The sequence below is a fragment of the Streptomyces sp. NPDC056503 genome (assembly GCF_042794995.1).
Lineage (GTDB): Bacteria > Actinomycetota > Actinomycetes > Streptomycetales > Streptomycetaceae > Streptomyces.
This window is the reverse complement of the sequence record NZ_JBHTST010000013.1, coordinates 45,632-68,560: the sequence shown is the minus strand read 5'-3', so window position 1 is coordinate 68,560 and position 22,929 is coordinate 45,632. Positions and strand designations below refer to the sequence as shown.

20 protein-coding genes are annotated in these 22,929 nt (G+C 74.0%); 7 read left to right on the top strand and 13 right to left on the bottom strand.

The features are described 5' to 3' along the window. Positions 1-19: 19 nt before the first annotated feature. Together ACFQ8C_RS06380 and ACFQ8C_RS06375 are read left to right on the top strand one after the other, a co-directional pair. Complete coding sequence (locus ACFQ8C_RS06380) at positions 20-3,379, top strand: hypothetical protein (protein WP_383452841.1); 3,360 nt, start codon at positions 20-22, stop codon at positions 3,377-3,379. A 73-nt stretch (positions 3,380-3,452) separates the two neighbouring features. After that, on the top strand, positions 3,453-4,052 hold the full coding sequence (locus ACFQ8C_RS06375) for a flavin reductase family protein (protein ID WP_383452840.1): 600 nt from the start codon (positions 3,453-3,455) through the stop codon (positions 4,050-4,052). A gap of 35 nt (positions 4,053-4,087) precedes the next feature. Here the strand turns inward: ACFQ8C_RS06375 and ACFQ8C_RS06370 are convergent, their stop codons facing one another. Then, a complete protein-coding gene (locus tag ACFQ8C_RS06370) occupies positions 4,088-5,398 on the bottom strand; it encodes an MFS transporter (RefSeq protein ID WP_383452838.1) in 1,311 nt (436 codons plus the stop codon). Positions 5,399-5,477: 79 nt separating this feature from the next. Beyond that, entirely contained in the window at positions 5,478-6,734 is a 1,257-nt protein-coding gene (locus ACFQ8C_RS06365) for an MFS transporter (protein ID WP_383452869.1), read from the bottom strand. Positions 6,735-6,801: 67 nt separating this feature from the next. On the opposite strand from ACFQ8C_RS06365, the gene ACFQ8C_RS06360 reads away from it, so the two are divergent. Beyond that, positions 6,802-7,887, top strand: coding sequence for a GlxA family transcriptional regulator (locus ACFQ8C_RS06360; RefSeq protein WP_383452836.1), 1,086 nt, complete (start codon positions 6,802-6,804; stop codon positions 7,885-7,887). Here the strand turns inward: ACFQ8C_RS06360 and ACFQ8C_RS06355 are convergent. The 4 genes from ACFQ8C_RS06355 to ACFQ8C_RS06340 all read right to left on the bottom strand — a co-directional run bounded on the left by ACFQ8C_RS06355 (position 7,848) and on the right by ACFQ8C_RS06340 (position 11,858). Next, positions 7,848-8,450, bottom strand: a complete 603-nt coding sequence (locus ACFQ8C_RS06355) for a hypothetical protein (protein WP_383452835.1) — start codon at positions 8,448-8,450, stop codon at positions 7,848-7,850. The two genes, ACFQ8C_RS06360 and ACFQ8C_RS06355, sit on opposite strands and share 40 nt — an antisense overlap. An 11-nt stretch (positions 8,451-8,461) precedes the next feature. After that, on the bottom strand, positions 8,462-9,679 hold the full coding sequence (locus ACFQ8C_RS06350; protein ID WP_383452833.1) for an MFS transporter: 1,218 nt from the start codon (positions 9,677-9,679) through the stop codon (positions 8,462-8,464). 144 nt (positions 9,680-9,823) lie between these two features. Beyond that, complete coding sequence (locus ACFQ8C_RS06345; protein WP_383452831.1) at positions 9,824-10,873, bottom strand: alcohol dehydrogenase catalytic domain-containing protein; 1,050 nt, start codon at positions 10,871-10,873, stop codon at positions 9,824-9,826. A 70-nt stretch (positions 10,874-10,943) separates the two neighbouring features. Beyond that, entirely contained in the window at positions 10,944-11,858 is a 915-nt protein-coding gene (locus ACFQ8C_RS06340) for an SDR family oxidoreductase (protein WP_383452830.1), read from the bottom strand. Positions 11,859-11,942: 84 nt separating this feature from the next. Here ACFQ8C_RS06340 and ACFQ8C_RS06335 point away from each other — a divergent pair, with 84 nt between their 5' ends. Beyond that, on the top strand, positions 11,943-12,869 hold the full coding sequence (locus ACFQ8C_RS06335) for a cyclase family protein (protein WP_383452829.1): 927 nt from the start codon (positions 11,943-11,945) through the stop codon (positions 12,867-12,869). A 237-nt stretch (positions 12,870-13,106) separates the two neighbouring features. Here ACFQ8C_RS06335 and ACFQ8C_RS06330 read toward each other — a convergent pair whose 3' ends face one another. From ACFQ8C_RS06330 to ACFQ8C_RS06315, 4 genes are all read right to left on the bottom strand, one after another. Further along, on the bottom strand, positions 13,107-13,553 hold the full coding sequence (locus ACFQ8C_RS06330; RefSeq protein ID WP_383452827.1) for an ATP-binding protein: 447 nt from the start codon (positions 13,551-13,553) through the stop codon (positions 13,107-13,109). A 337-nt stretch (positions 13,554-13,890) separates the two neighbouring features. Then, positions 13,891-14,760, bottom strand: a complete 870-nt coding sequence (locus ACFQ8C_RS06325; protein ID WP_383452826.1) for an acyl-CoA dehydrogenase family protein — start codon at positions 14,758-14,760, stop codon at positions 13,891-13,893. An 8-nt stretch (positions 14,761-14,768) separates the two neighbouring features. Then, entirely contained in the window at positions 14,769-15,902 is a 1,134-nt protein-coding gene (locus ACFQ8C_RS06320) for an acyl-CoA dehydrogenase family protein (RefSeq protein WP_383452824.1), read from the bottom strand. Then, on the bottom strand, positions 15,902-17,092 hold the full coding sequence (locus tag ACFQ8C_RS06315) for an amidohydrolase family protein (protein ID WP_383452822.1): 1,191 nt from the start codon (positions 17,090-17,092) through the stop codon (positions 15,902-15,904). Before ACFQ8C_RS06315 ends, ACFQ8C_RS06320 begins: the two co-directional genes overlap by 1 nt. Before the next feature lie 131 nt (positions 17,093-17,223). On the opposite strand from ACFQ8C_RS06315, the gene ACFQ8C_RS06310 reads away from it, so the two are divergent. Beyond that, positions 17,224-18,753 carry a class I adenylate-forming enzyme family protein gene (locus ACFQ8C_RS06310; RefSeq protein WP_383452820.1) on the top strand — a complete coding sequence of 510 codons (1,530 nt, stop codon included), beginning with the start codon at positions 17,224-17,226 and terminating at the stop codon, positions 18,751-18,753. Here the strand turns inward: ACFQ8C_RS06310 and ACFQ8C_RS06305 are convergent. Beyond that, a complete protein-coding gene (locus tag ACFQ8C_RS06305) occupies positions 18,722-19,261 on the bottom strand; it encodes an STAS domain-containing protein (RefSeq protein WP_383452818.1) in 540 nt (179 codons plus the stop codon). The two genes, ACFQ8C_RS06310 and ACFQ8C_RS06305, sit on opposite strands and share 32 nt — an antisense overlap. 219 nt (positions 19,262-19,480) lie before the next feature. Between ACFQ8C_RS06305 and ACFQ8C_RS06300 the strand changes: the two genes are divergently transcribed. Then, the gene (locus ACFQ8C_RS06300; RefSeq protein ID WP_383452816.1) at positions 19,481-20,059 is read left to right on the top strand and encodes a sigma-70 family RNA polymerase sigma factor; all 579 of its coding nucleotides are present in this window, start codon (positions 19,481-19,483) and stop codon (positions 20,057-20,059) included. Next, positions 20,056-21,258: a maleylpyruvate isomerase N-terminal domain-containing protein gene (locus ACFQ8C_RS06295; protein WP_383452814.1), complete on the top strand. Its 1,203-nt coding sequence runs from the start codon at positions 20,056-20,058 to the stop codon at positions 21,256-21,258. Before ACFQ8C_RS06300 ends, ACFQ8C_RS06295 begins: the two co-directional genes overlap by 4 nt. Positions 21,259-21,334: 76 nt before the next feature. Here ACFQ8C_RS06295 and purU read toward each other — a convergent pair whose 3' ends face one another. Both purU and ACFQ8C_RS06285 read right to left on the bottom strand, forming a co-directional pair. Further along, positions 21,335-22,186, bottom strand: a complete 852-nt coding sequence (gene purU, locus ACFQ8C_RS06290) for a formyltetrahydrofolate deformylase (protein WP_383452812.1) — start codon at positions 22,184-22,186, stop codon at positions 21,335-21,337. Positions 22,187-22,304: 118 nt separating this feature from the next. Next, positions 22,305-22,808, bottom strand: coding sequence for a hypothetical protein (locus tag ACFQ8C_RS06285; RefSeq protein WP_383452810.1), 504 nt, complete (start codon positions 22,806-22,808; stop codon positions 22,305-22,307). Positions 22,809-22,929: the final 121 nt, after the last annotated feature.

The following is a 22,929-nucleotide window of genomic DNA, read 5'->3' as shown; positions in this document are numbered from 1 at the left end:
TCCGGGGGGAACGGCACCCGTGCCCAACTTCGCGCGCTCGCGCACCAGATCAAGACACCCGCACCCGAGACCCACCAGCACCACCAGCCTCACGAGAAACCTCCTGCTCGTCCCCGCCCTGCTGGCGGCCCTCGTGGCCCCGCTCCTGACGACGGGCACGGCACTGGCGGAGACGACACCGGCGCCGACGCCGACACCGACGGCACTGGCGGAAACGGCACCGACGCCGACACCGACACCACGGCCGACGACAGCCGCCCCGACACCGGACCCGACGCCCACGCCGGACCCGTCCCCGACGCCCACCGCGCCGGACCCGACCTCCGAGCCGGGCACCGAGCCGTGCCCCGCGCTGCCGCTCGCGCCGCTGGGCGAGCCGGGCGAGGAGATCCGGTACGTCACCGTCGCGGCCGAGGGCACCGCCTGCTTCTCGGTCACCGTCGAACGGCCCGGCACCCACCGCATCCTCCTCGGCGGCGACGACCGGACCTACCCCTCGCTGTACGCGGGTGAGCAGAAGGTCGCGTGCGAGGACTGGGTGTACAAGGACGCCTGGTGCGACCTGGCCGCCGGCGCGTACACCCTCAGGCTGGTCAACACCCACTGGCAGCCCGTCCGGAACCGCGTCGCCCTCGTCCCGCTGATGGCCGGAGCGAAAGGCCCCTGCCCGGCCGTCCCCGGCACCGCGTACGACACCGCGCCGGTGACCCGCACGCTCGCCGGCGGGCCCGGCGTCGTCTGCCACACGTTCACCGCCGCCCCGGGCGATCGGATCACCCGGGAGATGACCGGCGCCGAATCCGTCTGGATCTCCGACGCGACCGGCAAGCGCCTCTGCGTGGGGTACAACCCGGACGGCAGCGAGGGCTGCGTCCTGCCCGAGGGCACCGGCGGCTACCGCGTCCAGGGAGTCGTCGCCGCCGAGTACGGCCTCACCGTGCGACGCCTGTCCGACCCGGCGGGCTGCGCCGAGGTCACCGCCGCCGCCTACGGCACGGTGCCGGACCGGTCGGGCCCCGCGACCGGCTGCAAGACCTTCACGCCCACGGTGACCGGGCTCTACGACATCCGGTCCGTCGGCGAGTCCGGCACCGCGGACGACGTCTCGCTGTACCTCCGCGACGGCACGTACGCGTGCCGGAACAAGGACAGCCGGTGCGTGCTCACCGCGGGCACGACGTACACCGCGCTCACCGCCGACGCCCTCCTGGTCCTCGGCCGCGCCTCCACCGCCGGCTGCGTCGACGGCATCGCGCTCGGCACCGCGTACCAGGGCCGGGCCGCCGGTCCCGGCGCGGTCGACTGCCTGAACCTGCCCGTGCCACAGGGCGCGCACCTCGCGCTCCTGTCGGACGGCGAGGCCGAGTTCGCCGTCCTCGACTCGGCCGGTGCCGCGCAGTGCTCCGACGTCAACGCCCTGTGGGACGGGAGCTGCGTGCTCGGCGGCACCGCGCCGTACCGGGCGGTCGTCACCGGAGGCGACGACGGCTACCGCCTCGTGGCGCACCGCACCGACACGCCCTCCGCCTGCCGGACCTTCGTCGCCGGCGACCTCGGCCCGCGGCCGACCCGGATGAGCGTGAAGACCGGCGGCGGCGTGTTCGCCGACTGCCTGACGATCCCGGCGGACGCCCACGCGGCGCGGGAGCTCTTCCAGGTCGAGAAGGTCTCCGGGGAGCCGAGTGCCGAGATCGTCGTCGTCGACGCGGCCGGCACCCGGATCTGCGAACTCCGCTCCTACTACGGCACCTTCTCGACCTGCGCGCTGACCCCGGGCCTCGCCCACACGGTCCTCGTCCGGGGCGACGACGTCCCGGGCGAGCTCGCCCTGACCCGCCGGGACGTCACCGCCACCGCGCGGGGCTGCGTCGCCACCCCGGCCGTCGCCGTGGGAGGCCCGTCCACCGGCGGTGTCCCGGCCGCCCCGGGCACCTTCCTCTGCCACCGGGTCACGACGTCCGCCGCGGGGGACACCCTCCACCTGAACGTGCGGGACGCGCTGGGCGGCGTCCGGATGCTCGCCTACGACGCCACCGGCCGGGGGGTCTGCGACTACTGGGGCGCGGGCTGCGCCGTCACCGGCTCCGCGTCCTACCAGGTGCTGGTCCAGGTCCCGGTGGACGGCACCGCACCGGCCTCGTACCGGCTCGACGCCCTGCGCGTCGGCACGCCCACCGGGCCCGCGCCGGAGTGCGTGAAGGTGCCGAACATCAGCTACGGCTCCGGCCCGCTGACCGGCACCCTCAGCGAGCAGCGCAGCGCGCTGTGCGCCGTGCTGCCGACCGCCTCCGGTGACCGGGTCGCTCCGGTGTTCACGCCTTCGGGGAGCTTCGAGCAGTCGCCGAGCCCCTGGCTGTACGACCAGGCGACCTGGAAGGACACCTGCCGCGGCCTGATCGGCGAGGACGGTGAGCGGTACGAGTGCGGGCTGCCGTACGCCTCTCCGAAGGCCGCCCGGCCCACCACCCTGGTGATCGGGCTGCCCGAGAAGCCCGTCGGGGCCACGACGGCGGTGAGCGCCGTCGTCCGGTGCGACCAGTCCCCCTGCGGCCTCGACCGGCAGGAGATCAAGACGGTCGGACCGGCCACGCTCGGCCAGGGCAGGATCTCGATGACCGTCACCGGTTCCGCGCTGGAGGACTCCGCCCGGGTCGTCGTCACGGACGGCACCTTCCGGGCCGAGTCCACCACCCTGTCCATGGCGCCGGACCGGCGCAGCATGACGGTGGGCCTGGACCTGACGCGCGCGCCGCTCGGCCCGCTGAACCTGAGCGTGTACGCGTTCGGCCGGCAGCTCATGCAGCCGTCGGTCACCGTCGTCCCCGCGCTCCGCAACACCGCCGCCGCGTCGGTCTCCGGGACGGCCGTGGTCGGCGGGAAGGTGACGGCGCGGACGGGGTCCTGGTCACTGCCGGTGGACTCGTTCGCGTACGAGTGGCGGGCGGACGGGGTCGCCGTCGCGGGCGCCACCGCCGCCTCGTACACGATCCCCGCCTCGCTCCAGGGCAAGGCCCTGTCCGTGGCCGTGGTCGCGCGGAAGGAGGGGCACCCGACGCTGACGTCGTCCAGTGCGGCGGTGACCGTGCGGGGCGTCACGCCGGTGGCGACGAAGGCGCCCTCGCTGTCCGGCACGGCCCGGGTGCGGGGGACGCTCGTCGTGAACCGGGGCACGTGGACGGAGGTGCCGACCTCGTTCACGTACCAGTGGTACGCGGACGGGCGGGCGATCGGCGGTGCGACGCGGTCCGCGTTCACGCTCGCCCAGGCCCAGCGCGGGCAGAGGATCACCGTCCAGGTGGCGGCCCACCGGGCCGGACACCCGACCGGCTACGCGTGGACGGCGGCCACCGCGCCGGTCACCTCGCTGACCGCGCGGTAGCCGGTACGAGAGGGCGGCGGCCGTCGTCCCCCGGGTCTTCCCATCTGACACAGTGTCAGTTTCAATGCTGGACATGATGGGACACGCGGGGATGGCGGCCACGGCCGTCCGACACCTGAGAGCGGCCGGGGCGCCCACGGCCGTCGAACCCCTCCCCCGGCCCGCCCTGCGGGCCGTGCGGGAGGACGAACGGGCGCCGGTGGACCCGGCGGAGTTCCGCCGGGTGCTGGGCCACTTCGCGAGCGGGGTCACCCTCGTCACCACGGCGGACGCGGCCGGCCCGACCGGCTTCGCCTGCCAGTCCTTCGCGTCGCTGTCGCTGGACCCGCCCCTGGTCGCCTTCATGGTCGCCCGGACCTCGACGACCTGGCCGCGCATCGCCGCCGCCGGGACCTTCTGCGTCAACGTCCTCGGTGCCGGCCAGGGCGCCCTCTGCCGCGCCTTCGCGGTCAGCGGCGCCGACAAGTTCGCGGGCGTGGAGTGGTCCCCCGCACCCGTCACCGGCGCGCCCCGCCTGGCCGGCGTCCCCGCCTGGATCGACTGCGCGGTCACCGCCGTCCACGCGGGCGGCGACCACCTGATCGTGGTGGGCCGGGTGCGGGCGCTGGGGGCGGAGGAGGACGGCGAACCCCTGCTGTTCCACCGGGGGAGGTTCGGACGGTTCGCGGACTGACGCGGGCCCGGCGGGGCGTCGGCCCCCGGGGGGCGTCATGCTCCCGCCGGCTCCAGGAGCCGCGCCTGGGGGCGGCGGATGACGAGGGCCATGAGGGCCGCCGCCGCGCACAGCGCGCCGGAGGCGTACCAGACGATGTCGTAGGAGCCGAAGACGTCACGGGCCACGCCGCCGGCGAAGGCGACGACCGCGGCGCCCACCTGGTGCGAGGCGAGGACCCAGCCGAAGACGATCGCGGAGTCCTCGCCGTAGTGCTCCCGGCAGAGGGCGATGGTGGGCGGGACGGTCGCCACCCAGTCCAGGCCGTAGAAGACGATGAAGAAGAGCATCGGCGGGTGCACCGAGGGCGCCAGCAGCATGGGGAGGAAGAGGAGGGAGACGCCGCGCAGGGCGTAGTAGACCGCCAGCAGACGGCGGGCCTCGAAGCGGTCGGTGAACCAGCCGGAGGCGATCGTGCCGACGACGTCGAAGACGCCGATGACGGCGAGGAGTCCCGCGGCGGCCGTGACCGGCATCCCGTGGTCGTGCGCGGCGGGCACGAAGTGGGTCTTCACCAGGCCGTTCGTGGAGGCTCCGCAGATCGCGAAGGTGCCGGCGAGGAGCCAGAAGGGGCCGGTCCGGGCCGCCTTGGCCAGGACCGTCACCGCGCGGCGGGCCGCGCCCGTGACGGGGGCGGGCTTCGCGGCGTACTCGCCGCCGTACGGGGCCAGGCCCACGTCCGCCGGATGGTCGCGGAGCAGCAGCCAGACGAAGGGGACCACGGCGAGCGCGGAGAGGGCGACGGTCACGGCGGCCGGGCGCCAGCCGTGGTGCTCGACCAGCCAGGACAGGAGCGGCAGGAAGACCAGCTGGCCGGAGGCGCCGGCGGCCGTCAGGATGCCGGTGACCAGGCCCCGGCGGGCGGTGAACCAGCGGTTGGTGACGGTCGCGGCGAAGGCGAGGGCCATGGAGCCGCTGCCCAGGCCCACGAGGACGCCCCAGTAGAGGACCAGCTGCCAGGCGGCCGTCATCCAGACGGTCAGCAGGGAGCCGAGCGCGATCACCGACAGGGCCACGGCGACGACCCTGCGGATGCCGAAGCGGTCCATGAGCGCCGCGGCGAAGGGGGCGGTGAGGCCGTAGAGCGCGAGGTTGACGGAGACCGCGAAGCCGATCGTGCCGCGCGACCAGTCGAACTCGGTGTGGAGCGGCTCGATGAGCAGACCCGGGAGCGAGGCGAAGGCGGCCGCGCCGATGATCGTGACGAAGGTGACCGCGGCGACGGACCAGGCACGGTGGAAGCGGGGCGTGCGGGCGGTGGGGGTCGGGGTCGGGGCGGAGGAGCGGTGCTCCGTTGTCTGGGCCATGCCATAGAGGATTCCGGCCACGGCCCGCCCCCACCATTGGCCCGGCTGTCATGTTTCCAAAGGATCGGGCCACACCGCCCTACGACAGCCGCGGCAGGTTCCTGATCGGCCGGACCGCCAGCAGAGCCGCCACCACCAGGACCGCGATCCCCGCACCCGTGAGCAGCACCGCCTCCGGGCCGACCACCCCCGCGACCGGTCCGGACAGCGCGCGCCCGACACCCATCATCAGCAGGGATCCGGCCACGTCGTAGGCGTGCATCCGGTTCAGGGCCTCCTGCGGGACGTGCGTCTGGACGGCCGTGGACCACATGACGAGCCAGTACGCGAAGGCCGTGCCCGCCACGAACTGCCCGGCCGCCAGCGCCGGGACCGGGGCGCCGAGGCCGAGGAGCGCCAGGTTCACCGGGAGCCCGAGGAGCGCGACGGCGCCGGAGGCGAGGGGGCGGCGGGGCCGGATGCGCAGCGCGAGCAGGCCGCCGAGCGCGCTGCCCGCGCCGTTGACCGCCATCAGCGCGCCGTACACCGCCGAGCCGTGCCCGCCGGTGACCAGACTCGCGGTGAGCGGCACCATCGGGCCGGCGACCGTCAGCCCGTACACCGTCCAGATGGAGATGACCCCCCACAGCCAGCTCCGCGAGCGGAACTCACGCCATCCGAGGGCGAGTTCGGAACCGAACGAGCCGCGCTCGCGCCCGCCGGCCGCCATCGGCGGGATCCGCATCAGCAGGAAGCAGCCGGCGCTGACGGCGAAGGTCGCGGCGTTGGCGGCGAAGGCCGCGCCCGCGTTCCAGACCGCGACGAGGAGACCCGCCAGCGCCGGGCCCGCCATCGTCATCAGCGCCTCCGCCACCCGCAGCACCGCGTTGGCCCGCTGCACGTCGGGCGCGATCCGGGGGATCGTCGAGGCGACGCCCGGCTGGAAGAGCGCGGCACCGACGCCGGCGACGACGGAGAGTCCGTACACGGCCCACAGCGGCGGGCTGCCGACCGCGAAGGCCACGGCGAGCAGCGCGGCGCCGGGCAGTCGCAGCAAGTCGGCGGTGATCATCATGCGGCGGGCCGTGAAGCGGTCGGCGAGGACGCCGCCGAAGAGGACGAAGACGGCGAAGGCGGCCGTCCACAGCCCGAGCGCGTAGCCGACGGAGGAGCCGGGCCGGCCGGCCCCGAGGAGTCCGGCGGCGAAGGCGACGGGGACCATCCCCTCGCCGAGGACGGCGGCGGCCCTGGCCGTGAAGAAGAGCCGGAAGTTACGGTTCCAGAGTGCGGGCGGCACGACGGGCAGGGGAATCAGCGCGTCGGCCTCGGGCTTGTACGTGTTGTCCGTCACGGGCAGCCAGTCGTACCACCGAGTGGTCTGGACCACCACTGATTTTACCGAGGGGGAGCCTGTGGGAACGAGCATGCACGCGCACGCGGGGGAAGCCGCCGTGGGCGCGGAGACGGCGGAAGCCTCCGTGGGCGCGAGCGCGGGAGAGTCCGCCGGAGCGCGCGCCGGGGACTCCGCGCCGCGGCGGCCGCACCGCGTCGTCGTCCTCGCCCTGCCCGGGCTCCTCCCCTTCGAGCTGGGCATCCCCCACCGGATCTTCGGCCGCGCCAAGGACCCCGAGGGGCGGCCCCTGTACGAGATCCTGACGTGCGCGGTGACCGCCGGGCCGGTGCAGACCGACGCCGACTTCGCCGTCCACGTGGAGCACGGCCCGGAGGCGCTGGCCACGGCCGACACGGTCGTCGTCCCCGCCTCGTACGAGCTGGGCCCCGTCTACGACGAGGGCAGGCTCACCCCCGCGCTGGCCGCCGCCCTCGCCCACATCAGGCCCGGCACCCGGCTCGTCGCGATCTGCACGGGCGGCTACGTCCTCGCCGCCGCCGGCTACCTCGACGGGCGCCCCGCCACCACCCACTGGGCCTCGGCCGACCACTTCCAGCGGCTCTTCCCGACCGTACGGGTCGACGCCGACGTCCTCTTCGTCGACGACGGCGACGTCCTCACCTCGGCGGGCGTGGCCGCCGGCCTCGACCTCTGCCTGCACATCGTCCGCCGCGACCACGGCACCGCGATCGCCAACGACGTGGCCCGCCGCACGGTCGTCCCCCCGCACCGGGACGGCGGCCAGGCGCAGTACATCGCCCGCCCCGTCCCCGACACGGGCACCCAGACCACGACCGCCGCCCGCGCCTGGGCGCTCGCCCACCTCCACGAGCCGATCCAGCTCCGCGACCTCGCCGAGCGGGAGGCGACGAGCGTCCGCACCTTCACCCGCCGCTTCCGCGACGAGGTCGGCATCAGCCCCGGCCAGTGGCTCACCCAGCAGCGGATCGAGCGGGCCCGTCACCTCCTGGAGACCAGCGACCTGCCCGTCGACCGCGTCGCCCAGGACTCCGGCTTCGGCACCGCCCAGTCCCTGCGGGTCCACCTCATGACCGCGATCGGCGTCACCCCGACCGCCTACCGGCGCACCTTCCGCCTGGGCTTCCCGACGGGGTGATCGGCGTCGTCGTCGTCGAGCTCCGGGTCCGGGTCCACGGTGCCGCCGTCGTCCTCCTCGGCGGCGACGGACTCGATCCGCCAGGCGACCGCGCCGGCCGCCCCGCCCACCGCCGTGATCGCGAGCGGCAGTTCCGCCGGGGCGCTCTGGACCCGGCGGCTCACCGCCACCCCGTCGCACGGCACGCTCGCCGGAGCCTGGCCGCCGACCACGACCCGCACCGCCCCCGTACCGGCACAGGCCACGATGACGTGGTACGCCTCCCCCGCCACCGGCTGCGAGCGGATGTGCACGCCCTCGGCGGTGAGCTCCTGGGCCCCGGACTCGGCGAACTCCGCCTCCTCCAGCGAGATCGCGTCGACCGCCGCCACGGCACGCTCCTCCTCCCGCTCCCGCTGCGACGGCTCACTCGCGCCCGTGCCCCCGCCCGTGCCCGCCGACGTCCGGTCCGGCACCGGCTCCTCCACCTCGACCGGCGGCTCCGCCGCCCCGCCGCACCCCGCCACGAGCAGGGAGACGAGCGCCAGCGACACGGCCACACCCCACGGCCTGCGGAATCCCATCACTTCGCCCCTCACTTCACGGGAGCCTCTGCGCCCTCCGTCTCCAGACGCGGCGCCTCGCTCTCCCGGTTCCGTACGAGGCTCCGCTCGCCGAGGGCCGCGACGGCGACGAGCAGCAGGGTCAGACCCACACCGCACAGGATCGCCGTCGACGGGGCGACCACCCTCAGCAGCCCGCCCGCCAGGGTGCCGCTCGCCGCGTAACCGGCGCCGACGGCCGCGTACATGAGCGAGTACCCGGCGGCCAGCGCCGACGGCGGCAGCACCCGCCGCAGCGCCAGGTTCCGGGTGAGCATGGCCGGCGCCTGGAGCAGACCGGCCGCCGCGAGGGCGACGCCGATGGCGAGGGCCCCCGGCAGCAGCGCCACCGCCGCCACCCCGGCGGTCACCCCGAGGACGAGCAGGAGCGACTGCGCCGGGAGCGGCCCGGGCCAGTGGGAGCGGAGCCCGTACAGGAAGGATCCGGCGACCGATCCGAGGGAGAAACCGGCGAGCAGGGGACCCGCCCAGCCGATGCCGATCGCGCGCTGTTCCAGCAGGGCGGGCAGGATCAGCTCGGCGAGCGCGAGGAGGGTCAGCGAGGCGGCCCCGAGCACGTACACCGGCCAGGCCGCGAGCAGCGCCCGCCGCGCCGCCCGGTCCTTCGGCTGCGCCTCCGCCGCCCATCCGGCGGGCAGCAGCCACAGCCCGGCGAGCCCGCACGCCATCAGCGCGGCCTGGAGGAGCAGCGGCGCGGCCGGCGCGGCACCGAGCGCGAGCCAGGTCGTCAGCGCGGGCGCGGCCGCCCAGATCCCGAAGGTCAGCATGGACTCCAGGCTCAGCGCCTGGGTCACCGACCGCTCCGGCACCATGCCGGTGAGCAGCGCCCGCAGCCCGGCCGAGACGGCGACCGGTCCGGCCCCGGCCAGGAACGCCAGCACCCCCAGGACGGCGGGGTGGGCGCCCGGCACGAGCCCGAGCCCCGCGAACCCGGCCGCCCCCACCGCCAGCCCGCCCGCCATCTGCGGCCGCGCCCGCTCGGCCCGCATCCGCAGCCCCAGCACCGGCGCGGAGACGATCTCCCCGATCACGTACACGGCCGCGAGCACCGCCCCGAGGCTGTACCCGCCCGGCCTCTCCCGCACCAGGAACACCAGCGCCAGCGGCGCCATGGCGACGGGCATCCGGGCGGCCGTGGTGACGGCGCACCAGACGAGGACGGGGCGGGTGAGGAGCGCGCGGTACGACATGCGCATGACCGTACTGGGGGTCCGGGCACCCGCACGGAAGAATCCGGCGCCGGAAGGCCCGGCCGGGACCGGAAGGCCCGACCGAGACCGGAAGGCCCGGCCGGGACCGGAAGGACGGGCCCGCGCCGGAAGGACGGGCCCGCGTCAGAAGACCAGCACGCCCCGCGCGACCTTCCCCGCCTCCGCGTCCTCCCGCGCCCGGTCGAACTCCTCCACCGGGTAGGAGGCGGTGACCAGTTCGTCGAGGAGGAGCGCGCCGGTGCGGTACAGCTCGGCGTAGAGCGGGATGTCCTTCTGCGGGCGGGAGGAGCCGTACCGGCAGCCGAGGATCGACTTGTCGAGGAACATCGCGGCCGGCGGGAAGCTCGCCTCCGCCTTCGGCGCGGTCATCCCGAGGAGGACCGCCTGCCCGTGCCGGTCGAGGAGGTCGATCGCGGTCCGCACGAGCCCGGTGTGGCCGACGCACTCGAAGACGTGGTCGGCGCCGGTCGGCAGCACGTCCCGCACGCCGTCCGCCGAGGGCAGGAAGTGGGTGGCCCCGAAGAGCCGGGCCGTCTCCTCCTTGGCCGGGTTCGTGTCCACGGCGACGATCGTGAGCGCGCCCGCGATCCGGGCGCCCTGGAGGACGTTGAGCCCGATGCCGCCGGTGCCGATGACGACGACCGTGTCGCCGCGGGACACCCTCGCCCGGTTCAGTACGGCTCCGACGCCGGTGAGCACGCCGCAGCCCAGCAGGGCGGCGGAGGCGAACGGCACGTCGTCCGGGATCTTCACGGCCTGCACGGCCCTGACGACGGTCCGCTCCGCGAAGGAGGAGTTCGAGGCGAACTGGAAGAGCGGCTTCCCCCGCCGTGAGAACGGCTGCCCCGGCATCCCGATCGCCTTCCGGCACATCGTGGGACGGCCCGCGTCGCAGTCGGCGCAGGCACCGCAGTTCGCGAGCGTGGACAGGGCGACGTGGTCCCCGACGCGGACGTGCGCGACGCCCTCCCCCACGCCCTCGACGACCCCGGCGCCCTCGTGTCCGAGCACGACGGGCGGCGGGAACGGAATGGTCCCGTCGATGACGGACAGGTCGCTGTGGCAGAGCCCGGCGGCGCGCACGCCGACCAGCACCTCGCCCGGACCGGGATCCCGCACCTCCAGATCCCCGACGACCTCGACGTGCTTCCCGTCGAACACCACACCCCGCACGACCCCTCCTCTCCGGGACGCCCCGCGCCCCACGCGTAGAAGCTCTCCACCGCCCCCGGGGGCGGCGCCGTCACTGGTTCGGGCGGGTTCCCTCGGCGGCCGCGCGCGCCATCTCCTCCAGGCGGGCCAGCATCGGCATGGGGTCGACGCCCACCGTCCCGGGCAGGAAGTCCGCGATGCGCTCCGGCGTCCACGCGCCCCCCTCCGCGTACCCGGCGCGCAGCTCGCGGGGCTGCGCCCAGACCGCGATCTTGGGCCCGGCGATCGTGTAGACCTGCCCGGTGACGGAGTCCTCGCGGGCACGGTCGCTGAGGAGGTAGACGACGAGCGCCGCGACGTCCTCCGGCGAGCCGATCTCCTTCAGCTCCATCGGCACGTTCGCGGACATCCGGGTCCGGGCCACGGGCGCGACCGCGTTCGCGGTGACGCCGTACTTGTGGAGGCCGAGCGCCGCGCTGCGCACCAGCGAGATGATCCCGCCCTTCGCCGCCGAGTAGTTGGCCTGCGCCACGGACCCCTGGTGGTTGCCGCTGGTGAAGCCGATCAGGGCCCCCGAGCCCTGTTTCCGCATGACCGCCGAAGCCGCGCGGAAGACGGTGAAGGTGCCCTTGAGGTGGGTGGCGACCACCGGGTCCCACTCCTCCTCCGACATGTTGAAGAGCATCCGCTCGCGCAGGATGCCCGCCACGCACACGACCCCGTCGATCCGCCCGTACTCCGCCAGCGCCGTGTCGACGACCCGCCGGCCGCCCGCCATCGTCGAGATGTCGTCGGCGACGGCGACGGCCGCGCCGCCCGCCGCCTCGATCTCCTTCACGACCTCGGCCGCGATCTCGGACGTCGGCTCCCCGCCCTCGATGGAGACGCCGTAGTCGTTGACGACGACCTTCGCCCCCTCGGCGGCGCACGCGAGGGCGACCGCGCGGCCGATGCCCCGCCCCGCTCCGGTCACGGCGACGACCTTGCCCGCCAAGAAGTTCCCCATCTCCGGCCCCTTCCCGCAGTTTCTGACGGTCCGTTAGATTCTATGGGTCGTCAGATACCGGAAAACAAGACCCCGGAGGCCCCGATGTCCCTCCCCGCCGCTTTCCACGAGATCGCCAAGCGTGTGAACAACTGGGGCCGTTGGGGCCGGGACGACGAGATCGGGACCCTGAACCTGATCTCCGGCGAGGTGGTCCGCGAGGCCGCCGCCACCGTCCGCACCGGCCTCCGGGTCCCGCTCGCCGTCGACCTCAGGCAGGACGGCGTGCAGACCGGGATGATCCCCGGCCGGGTCAATCCGCTCCACGTCATGGTCCAGGTCAACCAGGAGCTGTTCGGGCCCGGCACGGTCGCCACCAGCGACGACGCCGTGACCCTCGGCCTCCAGGCCGGCACCCACTGGGACGCCCTCACGCACGCCTCGCACTCGGGCCGGATCTACAACGGCCGCCCCGCCGACACCGTCACCCCGCACGGCCGCGCCGCCTTCAGCGGCATCCACACGGCCCGGCACGTCGTCAGCCGGGGGGTGCTGCTCGACGTGGCGGCGGCGAAGGGCGTGGACCGGCTGCCCGGCGACCACGCGGTGACCCCGGAGGACCTGGACGAGGCGGCGGAGTTCGGGCGGGTCACGGTGCGGGCCGGCGACATCGTCCTCGTACGGACCGGGCAGCTCCGGCTGTACCTGGCCGGGGACCGGCACGCGTACGCGTTCCCGTCCCCCGGGCTCTCGATCCGCACCCCCGAGTGGTTCCACGCCCGGGACGTCGCGGCCGTCGCCAACGACACGCTCACCTTCGAGATCTTCCCGCCGGAGATCGAGGACCTGTGGCTGGGCGTGCACGCGCTCGACCTGGTCGAGATGGGGATGCTCCAGGGCCAGAACTGGAATCTGGAGGAGTTGTCCACAGCCTGTGCACAAGAAGGGCGCTACGCCTTCCTGCTCTCCGCGATGCCGGAACCCTTCGTCGGCGGCACGGGCACACCAGTGGCCCCGGTCGCGATCCTCTGAACGGCCCTCGGTCCGCCGCCCGGGCGGCCCTTCCCGGCGGCCGGTCCGGGCGGCCCGTCCCGTCCGCACCTCCGGTACGGACGGGTCACGGGTGGCGGCGCGCCCGCGCGCGCCCCGAGCACGGCACGGACCGACGCCGCCACCCGGCCACGACCCGCACATGCCGAGGGCACACGGCCCTCGGCTCCCCTCGCCACGAATCGCTCACCCCCAGGGTGGGCAAAACGGAACGAACCGTCAACAGCGCACCCGTCCGGGTGAGCTGACGCCCTCCCCGGGCACGGCCGCCGCCTCGGGCGTGCGGTCGACCTCGCACCAGATGCTCTTCCCGGCCCCCTCGGGCTGCCAGCCCCACCGGTCGGCGAGGCCGTCCACCAGCTCAAGGCCGCGCCCGTTGGTGTCCTCGCCGGCGGCGTGCCGGGGCCGGGGCGGCCGGTCGCTGCTGTCGGCGACCTCGACCCGCACCCCGCCCTCCGCCGCGAAGAGCATCCGCAGCACGGCGGGACAGCCCGTGTGCACCACCGCGTTGGTCACGAGCTCGGAGATGAGCAGCACCAGCGTCTCCGCCAGCGGCTCGTCCTCCCCTATCCCGGAGCCGGCCAGCCGTTTCCGGGCCCACCTGCGCGCACGCCCCACCTCCGCCGGGTCCGGCCCGACCTCCAACTGAACCTGAAGCACCTGCACCGTTCACACCATCCGAACCGGCGGACACACCTTTACGGAACGTGATTCCCTTGCGGGACAGCATGGTTGACGTACAGTCACCGCAACAAGCGCTTCGGGCATATTCCAGCGCGAAGGAGTACGCGTGGTCCATACTGTGCGACGCACGCGGCGGGGAGTCGAACGCGGGGCGCGACCCGGCCTCACAAGCACTCGCATCCCACGGAGAGTACCGGAGCGGGACGCCGACTCCGGCCCGTGACGACCCCCCGAAGGACACAACCCGATATCGACATTCCGCCCACGGGCACCGGGATTCGAACACGCTCCGTCACCAGTTCGGGGCCGGCGGCCCGGCTCAGAGGGCCGCGGCCACCTCCTCCGCGGCGCGATCCCCCGGCAGCACCAGCGCGGCCCGCACCCACGCCCGCTTCAGGTGCAGATGGACGTCCGCCTCCCAGGTGAACCCCATCCCGCCGTGCACCTGGAGACAGTCCCGCGCGTTGGCGACGGCCGCCTCGTCGGCGAGCAGCTTCGCCCCGGCGGTCTCCACCGGATCCCCGGTGACGGCGGCGGCGTGCACGGCCGCCCGGGCCAGCTCGGTCCGCACGAGCATCCCCGCGCAGAGGTGCTTCACCGCCTGGAAGCCGCCGATGACCTGCCCGAACTGCTCCCGCTGCCGCGCGTGGGAGACGGCGGCGTCGGTGCACCAGGCGGCGGTCCCGACCTGCTCGGCCGCGGTGAGCAGCACCGTCGCGCACGCTGCCGTGCCCCCGGCGCCGGGCACCCGGTGCAGGGGCGTCAGCGGGTCGACCGACCGCACGGGTAGGGCGCCGCCGACAGGCCCGACGACGACGTCGGCGGCGTCCAGCCAGGGCACCAGCCCCTCGGCGGAGACCTCCGTGACGACCGCCGTCCCCTCGGCCGCCCCCGGGACGGAGCCGGCCGCCACGTGCGTGGCGACGAGCGGCCCGGGCAGCAGCGCCCGCCCCGCCTCCTCGAAGACCAGCACGGCCTCCGGCGGCCCGAGCCCCACGCCGCCCTCGTCCTCCGGCAGGCACAGCGCGAAGAAGCCGGCCTCGCCGAGCTCCTTCCACAGCCCCCGGTCGAGGGCTCCGCCGCCCCCGTCCACGGCCGCCCGCAGCGCCTCCCGCCCGAAGCGCCCGTCGAGCAGCTCCCGCACCCCGCGGACGAGATCCCTCTGGTCCTGGCTCAGTCGGAAGTCCACGGTCCGGCTCACCGTCCCTTCGGCAGGCCGAGGATCCGCTCGGCGACGATGTTGCGCTGGATCTGGCTGGTGCCGGCGGCGATCGTGTACGAGAGGGAGGAGAGCCGGTCGAGGTTCCACTCCCGGTCGAGGTCGAGCGCGTCCGGGCCCAGGACCTCCGCGGCGGTGTCGTACAGCTCCTGGCGCGCGTGCGAGTAGTGCAGCTTGAAGACGGAGCCGCCGACGCCGGGGACGCCGCCGGTGGCCTGCGCCTCGCTGACGTTCCGCTGGGTGAGCCGCCACAGGGCCCGGAAGCCGGCGGCGAGCCGGCCGAGGCGGCGGCGCAGCGCCGGGTCGTCCCAGCGGCCGTTCTCCCGTGCCGTACGGGCGAGTTCGCCGAGGAGGCGGCGGCAGGCGACGACCTCGCCGACGAAGGCGGTGCCGCGCTCGAAGGAGAGGGTCACCATGGTGACCCGCCAGCCGTCGTTCTCCTCGCCGACGCGGTTGCCGACCGGCACCCGCACCTCGTCGAGGAAGAGCTCGGCGAACTCGGCGGATCCGGCGAGGGTCCGCAGCGGCCGCACGGTGACGCCGGGCGCGTCCATGGGCAGCGCGAGCCAGCTGATCCCCCGGTGCCGGGGCGCCTCCGGATCGGTCCGCACGAGGAGTTCGCACCAGTCGGCGACCTCGGCGTGCGAGGTCCAGATCTTCTGCCCGGTGACGACGTACGCGTCCCCGTCCCGTACCGCCCTGGTCCGCAGCGAGGCCAGGTCGGAGCCGGCGTCGGGTTCGCTGAAGCCCTGGCACCAGACCTCGTCGCCGCGCAGCACCGGCTCCAGCCAGCGGGCGCGCTGGGCGGGCGTGCCCTCGGCGGCGATGGTGGGTCCGGCGTGGAGGAGGCCGACGAAGTTCGCGCCGACGTAGGGCGCGCCGGCCCGCTCGGTCTCCTCCAGGAAGATCAGCCGCTGGGTGGGCGAGGCGTCCCAGTGGACGTGCCCGTACCCGGCGTCGTACAGGCGCCGCTGCCAGCCGCAGTCGTATGCCCTGCGGCCCGGCCAGTCGAGCGGGTCGGGCCGGTCCGGCAGGGTGGGCAGCGCGGCGGCGAGCCACTCCCGCAGTCCGGCCCGGAACCCCTCCTCCTCGTCGGTGTAGGAGAGGTCCATCAGACGATGCCCAGGCCGAGCATGCGGATGGCGTTGCCGCGCATCAGCTTGTAGACCGTCTCGTCGTCGAGGCCCCGGACGTGGTCGAGGGCGACCTCCTTGGTGTGCGGGAAGGTCGAGTCGACGTGCGGGTAGTCGGTCTCGAAGGTGGCGTTGTCCTGGCCGACGACGTCGAGCGAGGCGATGCCGTGCTTGTCGCGGAAGAAGCAGCAGAAGATCTGCCGGTAGTAGTACGTGGACGGCGGCTCGGGGATCAGGTCGCGAACCCCGCCCCACGCGCGGTGCTCCTCCCACACGTCGTCGGCGCGTTCGAGGGCGTACGGGATCCACCCCATCTGGCCCTCGCTGTAGGCGAGCTTGAGGCGGGGGAACTTCACGAGGACCCCGGAGAAGAGGAAGTCCATCATCGAGGCCATCGCGTTGTTGAAGCTGAGGCTGGCCTGGACGGCGGGGGGCGCGTCGGGGGACGCGGCGGGCATCTGGCTGCTGGAGCCGATGTGCATGTTCACCACCGTCCCGGTCTCCTGGCAGACCGCGAAGAACGGGTCCCAGTAGCCGGAGTGGATCGACGGCAGTCCGAGGTGGGTGGGGATCTCGGAGAAGGTGACGGCCTTGACGCCCCGGGCCGCGTTCCGCCGGATCTCGGCGACGGCGAGGCCGATGTCCCAGAGCGGGATGATGCAGAGCGGGATCAGCCGCCCGCCGCTGTCCCCGCACCACTCCTCGACCATCCAGTCGTTGTACGCGCGCACGCACGCGAGGGCGACCTCCTTGTCGTGCGCCTCGGCGAAGGTCTGCCCGCAGAAGCGCGGGAAGGTCGGGAAGCAGAGCGACGCCTCGACGTGGTTCAGGTCCATGTCCGCGAGCCGCGCCTTGGGGTCCCAGCACCCGCGCCGCATCTCCTCGCGGGTGATCCCCTCCAGGGTCATGTCGTCCCGGTCGAAGCCGACGGCCGCGATGTTCCGCTTGTACGGGAACCTGAGGTCCTCGTAGATCCACCAGTCGGTGGGGGGCCCGTCCGGGTCCATCGTGATCTGGTACTTCCCCCCGACGTACGCGAGCTCGCCGATCCCGGCGGTGAGCGCCCTGGGCCCCCGGTCCCGGTACTTCGCGGGCAGCCAGGTGTCGAAGAGGTGGGCGGGCTCGATCACGTGGTCGTCGACGCTGATGATGCGGGGCAGTTCGGTCATGACCCCTCCAGTTATCTGATGGATCGTCAGATCCCGATGAGGTCAGGCTAACCCCGGGGGTCTGGACCGACAAGGACCGGCCCTCTACGCTCTCCGCACGAACTGACGCTCCGTCAGGAATGGAGGCTCCGGTGACCGCCACCGATACCGCACGGGCCCGGGCGCTGGGCGAGTCCCGCACCCTCTGGGAGCTCGTCGAACGCCGCGCCGCCCTCACCCCCGACCGGCCCGTGCTGCTCCAGGAGGACCGCGTCCTCACCTTCGGCGGGCTGAGGGAGCGCGCCGAGCGGTGCGCCGCGGGGCTGTACGCCAGGGGAGTACGGCCCGGCACCGTCGTCGCCTGGCAGCTGCCCACCCGGATCGAGACGGCGGTGCTGTCGTTCGCGCTCGCCCGGCTCGGAGCCGTGCAGACCCCCGTCATCCCCTTCTACCGGGACAAGGAGGTCGGCTTCGCGCTGCGCGAGTCCAAGGCCGAGTTCTTCGCCGTGCCGGGGGTCTGGCGCGGCTTCGACCACACGGAGATGGCCCGCCGGCTCGGCGCGCGCGGGACCTTCCGGGCGTACGCCCCCGAGGACCTCCCCGACGGCGACCCGGAGACCCTCCCCGCCCCGCCCTCCTCCGGCACCGACGTCCGCTGGATCTACTGGACGTCCGGCACCACCTCGGACCCCAAGGGTGTCCTGCACACGGACCGTTCGCTGCTCGCGGGCGGCTCCTGCCTCGCCCACGCCCTGCGCCTCACCGCCGAGGACGTCGGCTCGATGGCCTTCCCGTACGCGCACATCGCCGGGCCCGACTACACGGTGATGCTGCTGCTGTACGGCTTCCCCGCCGTGATGCTGGAGCAGTTCGCCCTGCCCGGGTCGCTGGCCGAGTACCGGCGGCACGGGGTCACCGTCGCCGGCGGCTCCACCGCCTTCTACTCGATGTTCCTCGCCGAGCAGCGCAAGAACCCCGGCGAGCCCGTCATCCCCACCCTGCGGCTGCTCGCCGGCGGCGGCGCGCCCAAGCCGCCCGAGGTCTACCACGCGGTGCGCGCGGAGCTGGGCTGCCAGCTCACCCACGGCTACGGCATGACCGAGGTCCCCATGATCACCATGGGCGACCCCGAGGACACCACCGAGAACCTCGCCACCACCGAGGGCCGGCCGCCCGCCGCCATGGAGATCCGCGTCACCGACGGCGGGGAGATACGGCTCCGCGGCGAGGCCGTCTGCCGCGGCTACCTCGACCCGGCGCAGACCGCCGCCGCCTTCGACGAGGACGGCTTCCTCGTCACCGGCGACGTGGGACACCTCACCCCGAGCGGCCACCTCGTCCTCACCGGACGCGTGAAGGACATCATCATCCGCAAGGGCGAGAACATCTCGGCCAAGGAGATCGAGGACCTGCTCCACACCCACCCGGCCGTCGGCGACGCCGCCGTCATCGGCCTCCCGGACCCCGACCGCGGCGAACGGGTCTGCGCGGTCGTCGAACAGCCCGAGGGCGCCGCGCCGCTGACCCTGGAGGGCGTGACGGCCTTCCTGCGCGCGGCCGGGCTCTCCGTCCACAAGCTGCCGGAACAGCTGGAGGTGGTGGACGCCCTGCCGCGCAACGAGACCCTGCGGAAGGTGCTGAAGTACCGCCTCAGGGAGCGGTTCGGGGCAGGGGGGCGATAGGCGGCGGGGGCATCGTCGGGCTCGTCACGGGCTCGGGGAACAGTTCGGGGGCCCGCCCGGCGACGGCGGCCGGCACGTCCTCGTAGACCTCGAAGAGACGGGTGACGCCGAGCGCGGAGAAGACCCGCGCGACATGCCCGTTCCCGTTCCCGTTCCCTTCGCCGCCGTCGTGCCCGCTTCCGTGCCCGTGCCCGCTTCCGTGCGCGTGCCCGTCTCCGTGCGCGTGCCCGTCCCAGGCCCCGGCCCCGGTCCGCTCGCCGGGGAGGACCAGCCGCAGCCGGCCGCCGCAGGAACGCAGCAGCCGGCGGGCGGCGACCAGCACGCCGACCCCGCTGGAGTCGCAGAACCGCACGCCGGACAGGTCGACGACCAGGTCGTGCCGGCCCGCGGCGACGGCGTCGTGGACCCGCCGCCGTATCAGTGGCGAGGTCACCAGGTCCAGCTCCCCGCGCAGGCGCAGCACCGTCCATCCACCGCGGTCGTCCTCGTCGGCCTCGATCGTCGTCACGGACGGGCGCCTGCCCCCGAGGGCCTGGCCGAAACCCCCCGAGCCGGGTATGACGCTTTCCTTACCATCCGCTCCTGCGTGAAAACCGCACTTGCGGCAAACAGGCGTGCGTTGTCGGCCCCTCGCACTAGTTTGGGGAAGAGGACAGGACAGGACGGGACAGGAACCGACAGCGAACGAGCGGGCGCGGGACGCGGAAGCGGAAGGTGGAGGGCTCGAATGGCGACGGACACACCACCGCGCTGGGACCGCAGGATGCAGCAGCGCCTCGCGCGCGGCGAGGCCGCCGCCCTCGGCGAGCTGTACGACCGCTACGCCTCCCTCGTGCACAGCCTCGCCCACCGGGTCCTCGACGACGACCAGGCGGCCGACCAGGTCACCCGGGAGGTCTTCGGCTACATCTGGGAGAACCCCGAGGCGTACGACCCCCGGCAGGGCAACCTGCGCTCCTGGGTGGCCGGGCTGACCCAGCGCACGGCCGTGCACCGGCTGCGGCAGACCGAGGCGACGGCGTACGCGGAGACCGGCGTCGGCTCCGCCGAGGAGCTGGAGGCCAAGGTGCGCCGGGCCGCCGTCGCGGCCCGCGCCGACTACATCGTCACCTCCATGCCGGCCCCGCTCCGCAAGGCGCTCGAACTGGCGTACTTCCAGCGGCGGGACTACCGCCAGACCGCCGCCGACCTCTCCATCAGCCACGAGGAGGCCAGACGCCGGCTGCGGCTCGGCCTCCAGCTCCTCTCCACCGCCAACACCCGTCCGCTGGACGGGCCGCCGGGCGGCTACGGACGGGCGCTGTGACGGGGGCGAACGGCGAGGGCGACGACCTCGCACGCGCCCCGTGGATACCGGCCCCGAGGGAGTCGGCGGACGACCACGCGAACCTGTCGGAACCCCTCGCCCTCTCCCACACCGTGCTCAAGTCCCTCCTCGGGGCCTGGGCGCTTTCGGCGTGTTCGGCCGGGGAGACGCGGGCGGTCGAGGACCACCTCACCGTGTGCGCGCCGTGCGCGGACGAGGCGCTGCGGCTGCGCGACGCGGTGAGCCTCCTCCACGAGGACCGGGACCTCGACCTCGACCCCCTCCTGCGGTCCCGGGTCCTGGAGAACTGCCTGGGCCGCCGCCCGGCCCGCATCCCGGTGCCCGCGTGGGCGACGCCGTACGACGCGGAGACCGCCCGGCTCGACGCGCTGCTGCGGGACATCGGCGAGTCGGAGTGGCACGCCCCGGTCCGGCTCAAGTGGTACGAGGACGACCGCCCCGTGCGGCGGAAGTCGACGGTCGCGGGGGTCATCGGCCATCTCCTCGCCGTCGACGGCCTGGTGTCCGGCGCGCTCGGCCTCGCCGACCCGCTCGGCGTGGACGTGCCGGAGCTGTCCCCGGCGCAGCGGACGGAAGCCTTCTGGGAGTCCCTCACCCGCCCGCCGAACCGCTCCCTCCGGGTCCCCTGGCGGGACCAGAGCCACACCCTGATCCGCACGGTGTCCTTCGCGGGCCGCGGGGTCTCGGACCTGACCGTCACCTACGGCGACTTCGCCCTCCCCATGAAGGACGCCCTGCTGGAACGGGCCTTCGAGTGCTGGCTCCACGCGGACGACATCGCGAACGCGGTGGCCTACCCGTACGACCCGCCGAGCGGCCCCCACCTCCACGGCATGATCGACCTGGCGGCCCGTCTCCTGCCCGCGGCGGTCGCCCACCGCCGCCGCGCGGGCCGCGCGGCACCGCCCCGCCACCTCGTGGCGGCGGGCGCGCCGGGCCGCTCGCTCCACCTGGAGGTGGAGGGCGCGGGCGGCGGTCACTGGTACATCGCGCTCGACTCCCCGGCGGCGCTCGGCTCCCCCGACCACACGGTCGCGCAGGTCGCCATGGACGGCGTCGAGTTCTGCCAGCTCGTGGCCGGCCGCATCTCCCCCGAAGAGGCCGCCGCCGGCCAGGACGGCGACCGGGAGGCCATCAAGGACGTCCTCTCGGCAGCGGCCTCCCTCAGCCACCTGTAAACCCCTGCGGCGGCGGGCCCGCGGGGCGGACCCGCGGCGCCCCCGACGGAGCCGCGGGGCGGCGCCGTGGATCGGGTCAGGTGAAGATGACGGTGCGGCGGCCGTTGGGGAGGATCCGGCGCTCGGCGTGCCACTTGACGGCCCGCGCCAGCGCCTGGCACTCCACGTCGCGACCGATCGCCACCAGCTGGTCGGGGGTCACCTCGTGCCCCACCCGCTCGACCTCCTGCTCGATGATCGGGCCCTCGTCGAGGTCCGCCGTCACGTAGTGCGCCGTCGCCCCGATGAGCTTCACGCCGCGCGCGTGCGCCTGGTGGTACGGCTTCGCGCCCTTGAAGCTCGGCAGGAAGGAGTGGTGGATGTTGATGATCCGCCCGGAGAGCTGCTTGCAGAGGTCGTCCGACAGCACCTGCATGTAGCGCGCGAGGACGACCAGCTCGACGTTCGACTCCTCGACGAGCGCCAGCAGCTCCGCCTCCGCCTCCGCCTTCGTCTCCTTCGTCACGGGAATGTGCCGGAAGGGGATGTCGTACGACGCGACGAGCTCCGCGAAGTCCGTGTGGTTGGAGACGACCGCGACGATCTCGACCGGCAGCGCCCCGATGGACGACCGGAAGAGCAGGTCGTTGAGGCAGTGGCCGAACTTCGAGACCATCAGCACGACCCGCATGCGCTCCTCGGCGCGGTGGATCTGCCACTCCATCTGGAAGGAGTCGCCCACGGCCGCGAAGCTCGCCCGCAGCTTCTCCACCGTCACCGGCGCCTCCGCCGAGAAGTGGACCCGCATGAAGAAGAGACCCGTGTCCCGGTCTCCGAACTGCTGACTGTCCTCGATGTTGCATCCGGTGATGAAGAGGTAGCTCGACACGGCGTGCACGATGCCCTGCTTGTCCGGGCACGAGATGGTGAGGACGTACTGGTCGGTCATCGGGACAGCGTGCCACACCGCACGGCTCCGTCCGTACCCCCGTCCGCCCTCCGGAACGCCCCGCGGACGGCGGCTCCCGAAGCCACGCCGAACCCCACGGGGGACCCGGCGCGGGGCGTCACGCGCGCGTGAGGATCCTCAGCACGTCCAGCGAGCGCGGCGGCACGTCGGGGTCGTCCCCGTCGGCCGTCGCGAGCCGCACGTGCGCCTCGCGCGCCGCGTGGACCGCCTCGGGCCAGCCCGGGTGCTCCTGGTAGGCGGAGACGGGCGCGTCGGGACCGACCTGGTGCAGGATCCGCAGCACCCGCAGGACCGCGACGTCGACGAGTTGCGCCTCCCCCGAGTCGCGGAAGATCGAGCCGACGTACTTCTCGGCGGACCAGCTGTCGAGCCAGGTGTCCTCGACGAGCCGGTAGACGGCGTCGGTCACGTCCCCGTACCCCTCCTGGCCGGCGAGCCAGACGGACTGGTGGAACCCGGGGTCGGAGAGCATGTGCAGCGCCGAGCGCACATTGGTGCGCCAGCGCCACCACGGCATGTCGTTGAGCGGCATGCCGCCCATGGTGGAGGAGCGACGGCCGCGACGGGAAGAGTTAACCGAACCGGGGACGGTACTGGACATCGCTCGATCGTACGGTTCGCCACCGACAACCGGACCCGCACCCTCCTCTTAGGCCCTCCGACCCCCGCAATTCACCTTCATGTCACCATCCGTTGAACGGCGCTCACTCCCGCGTTACCCG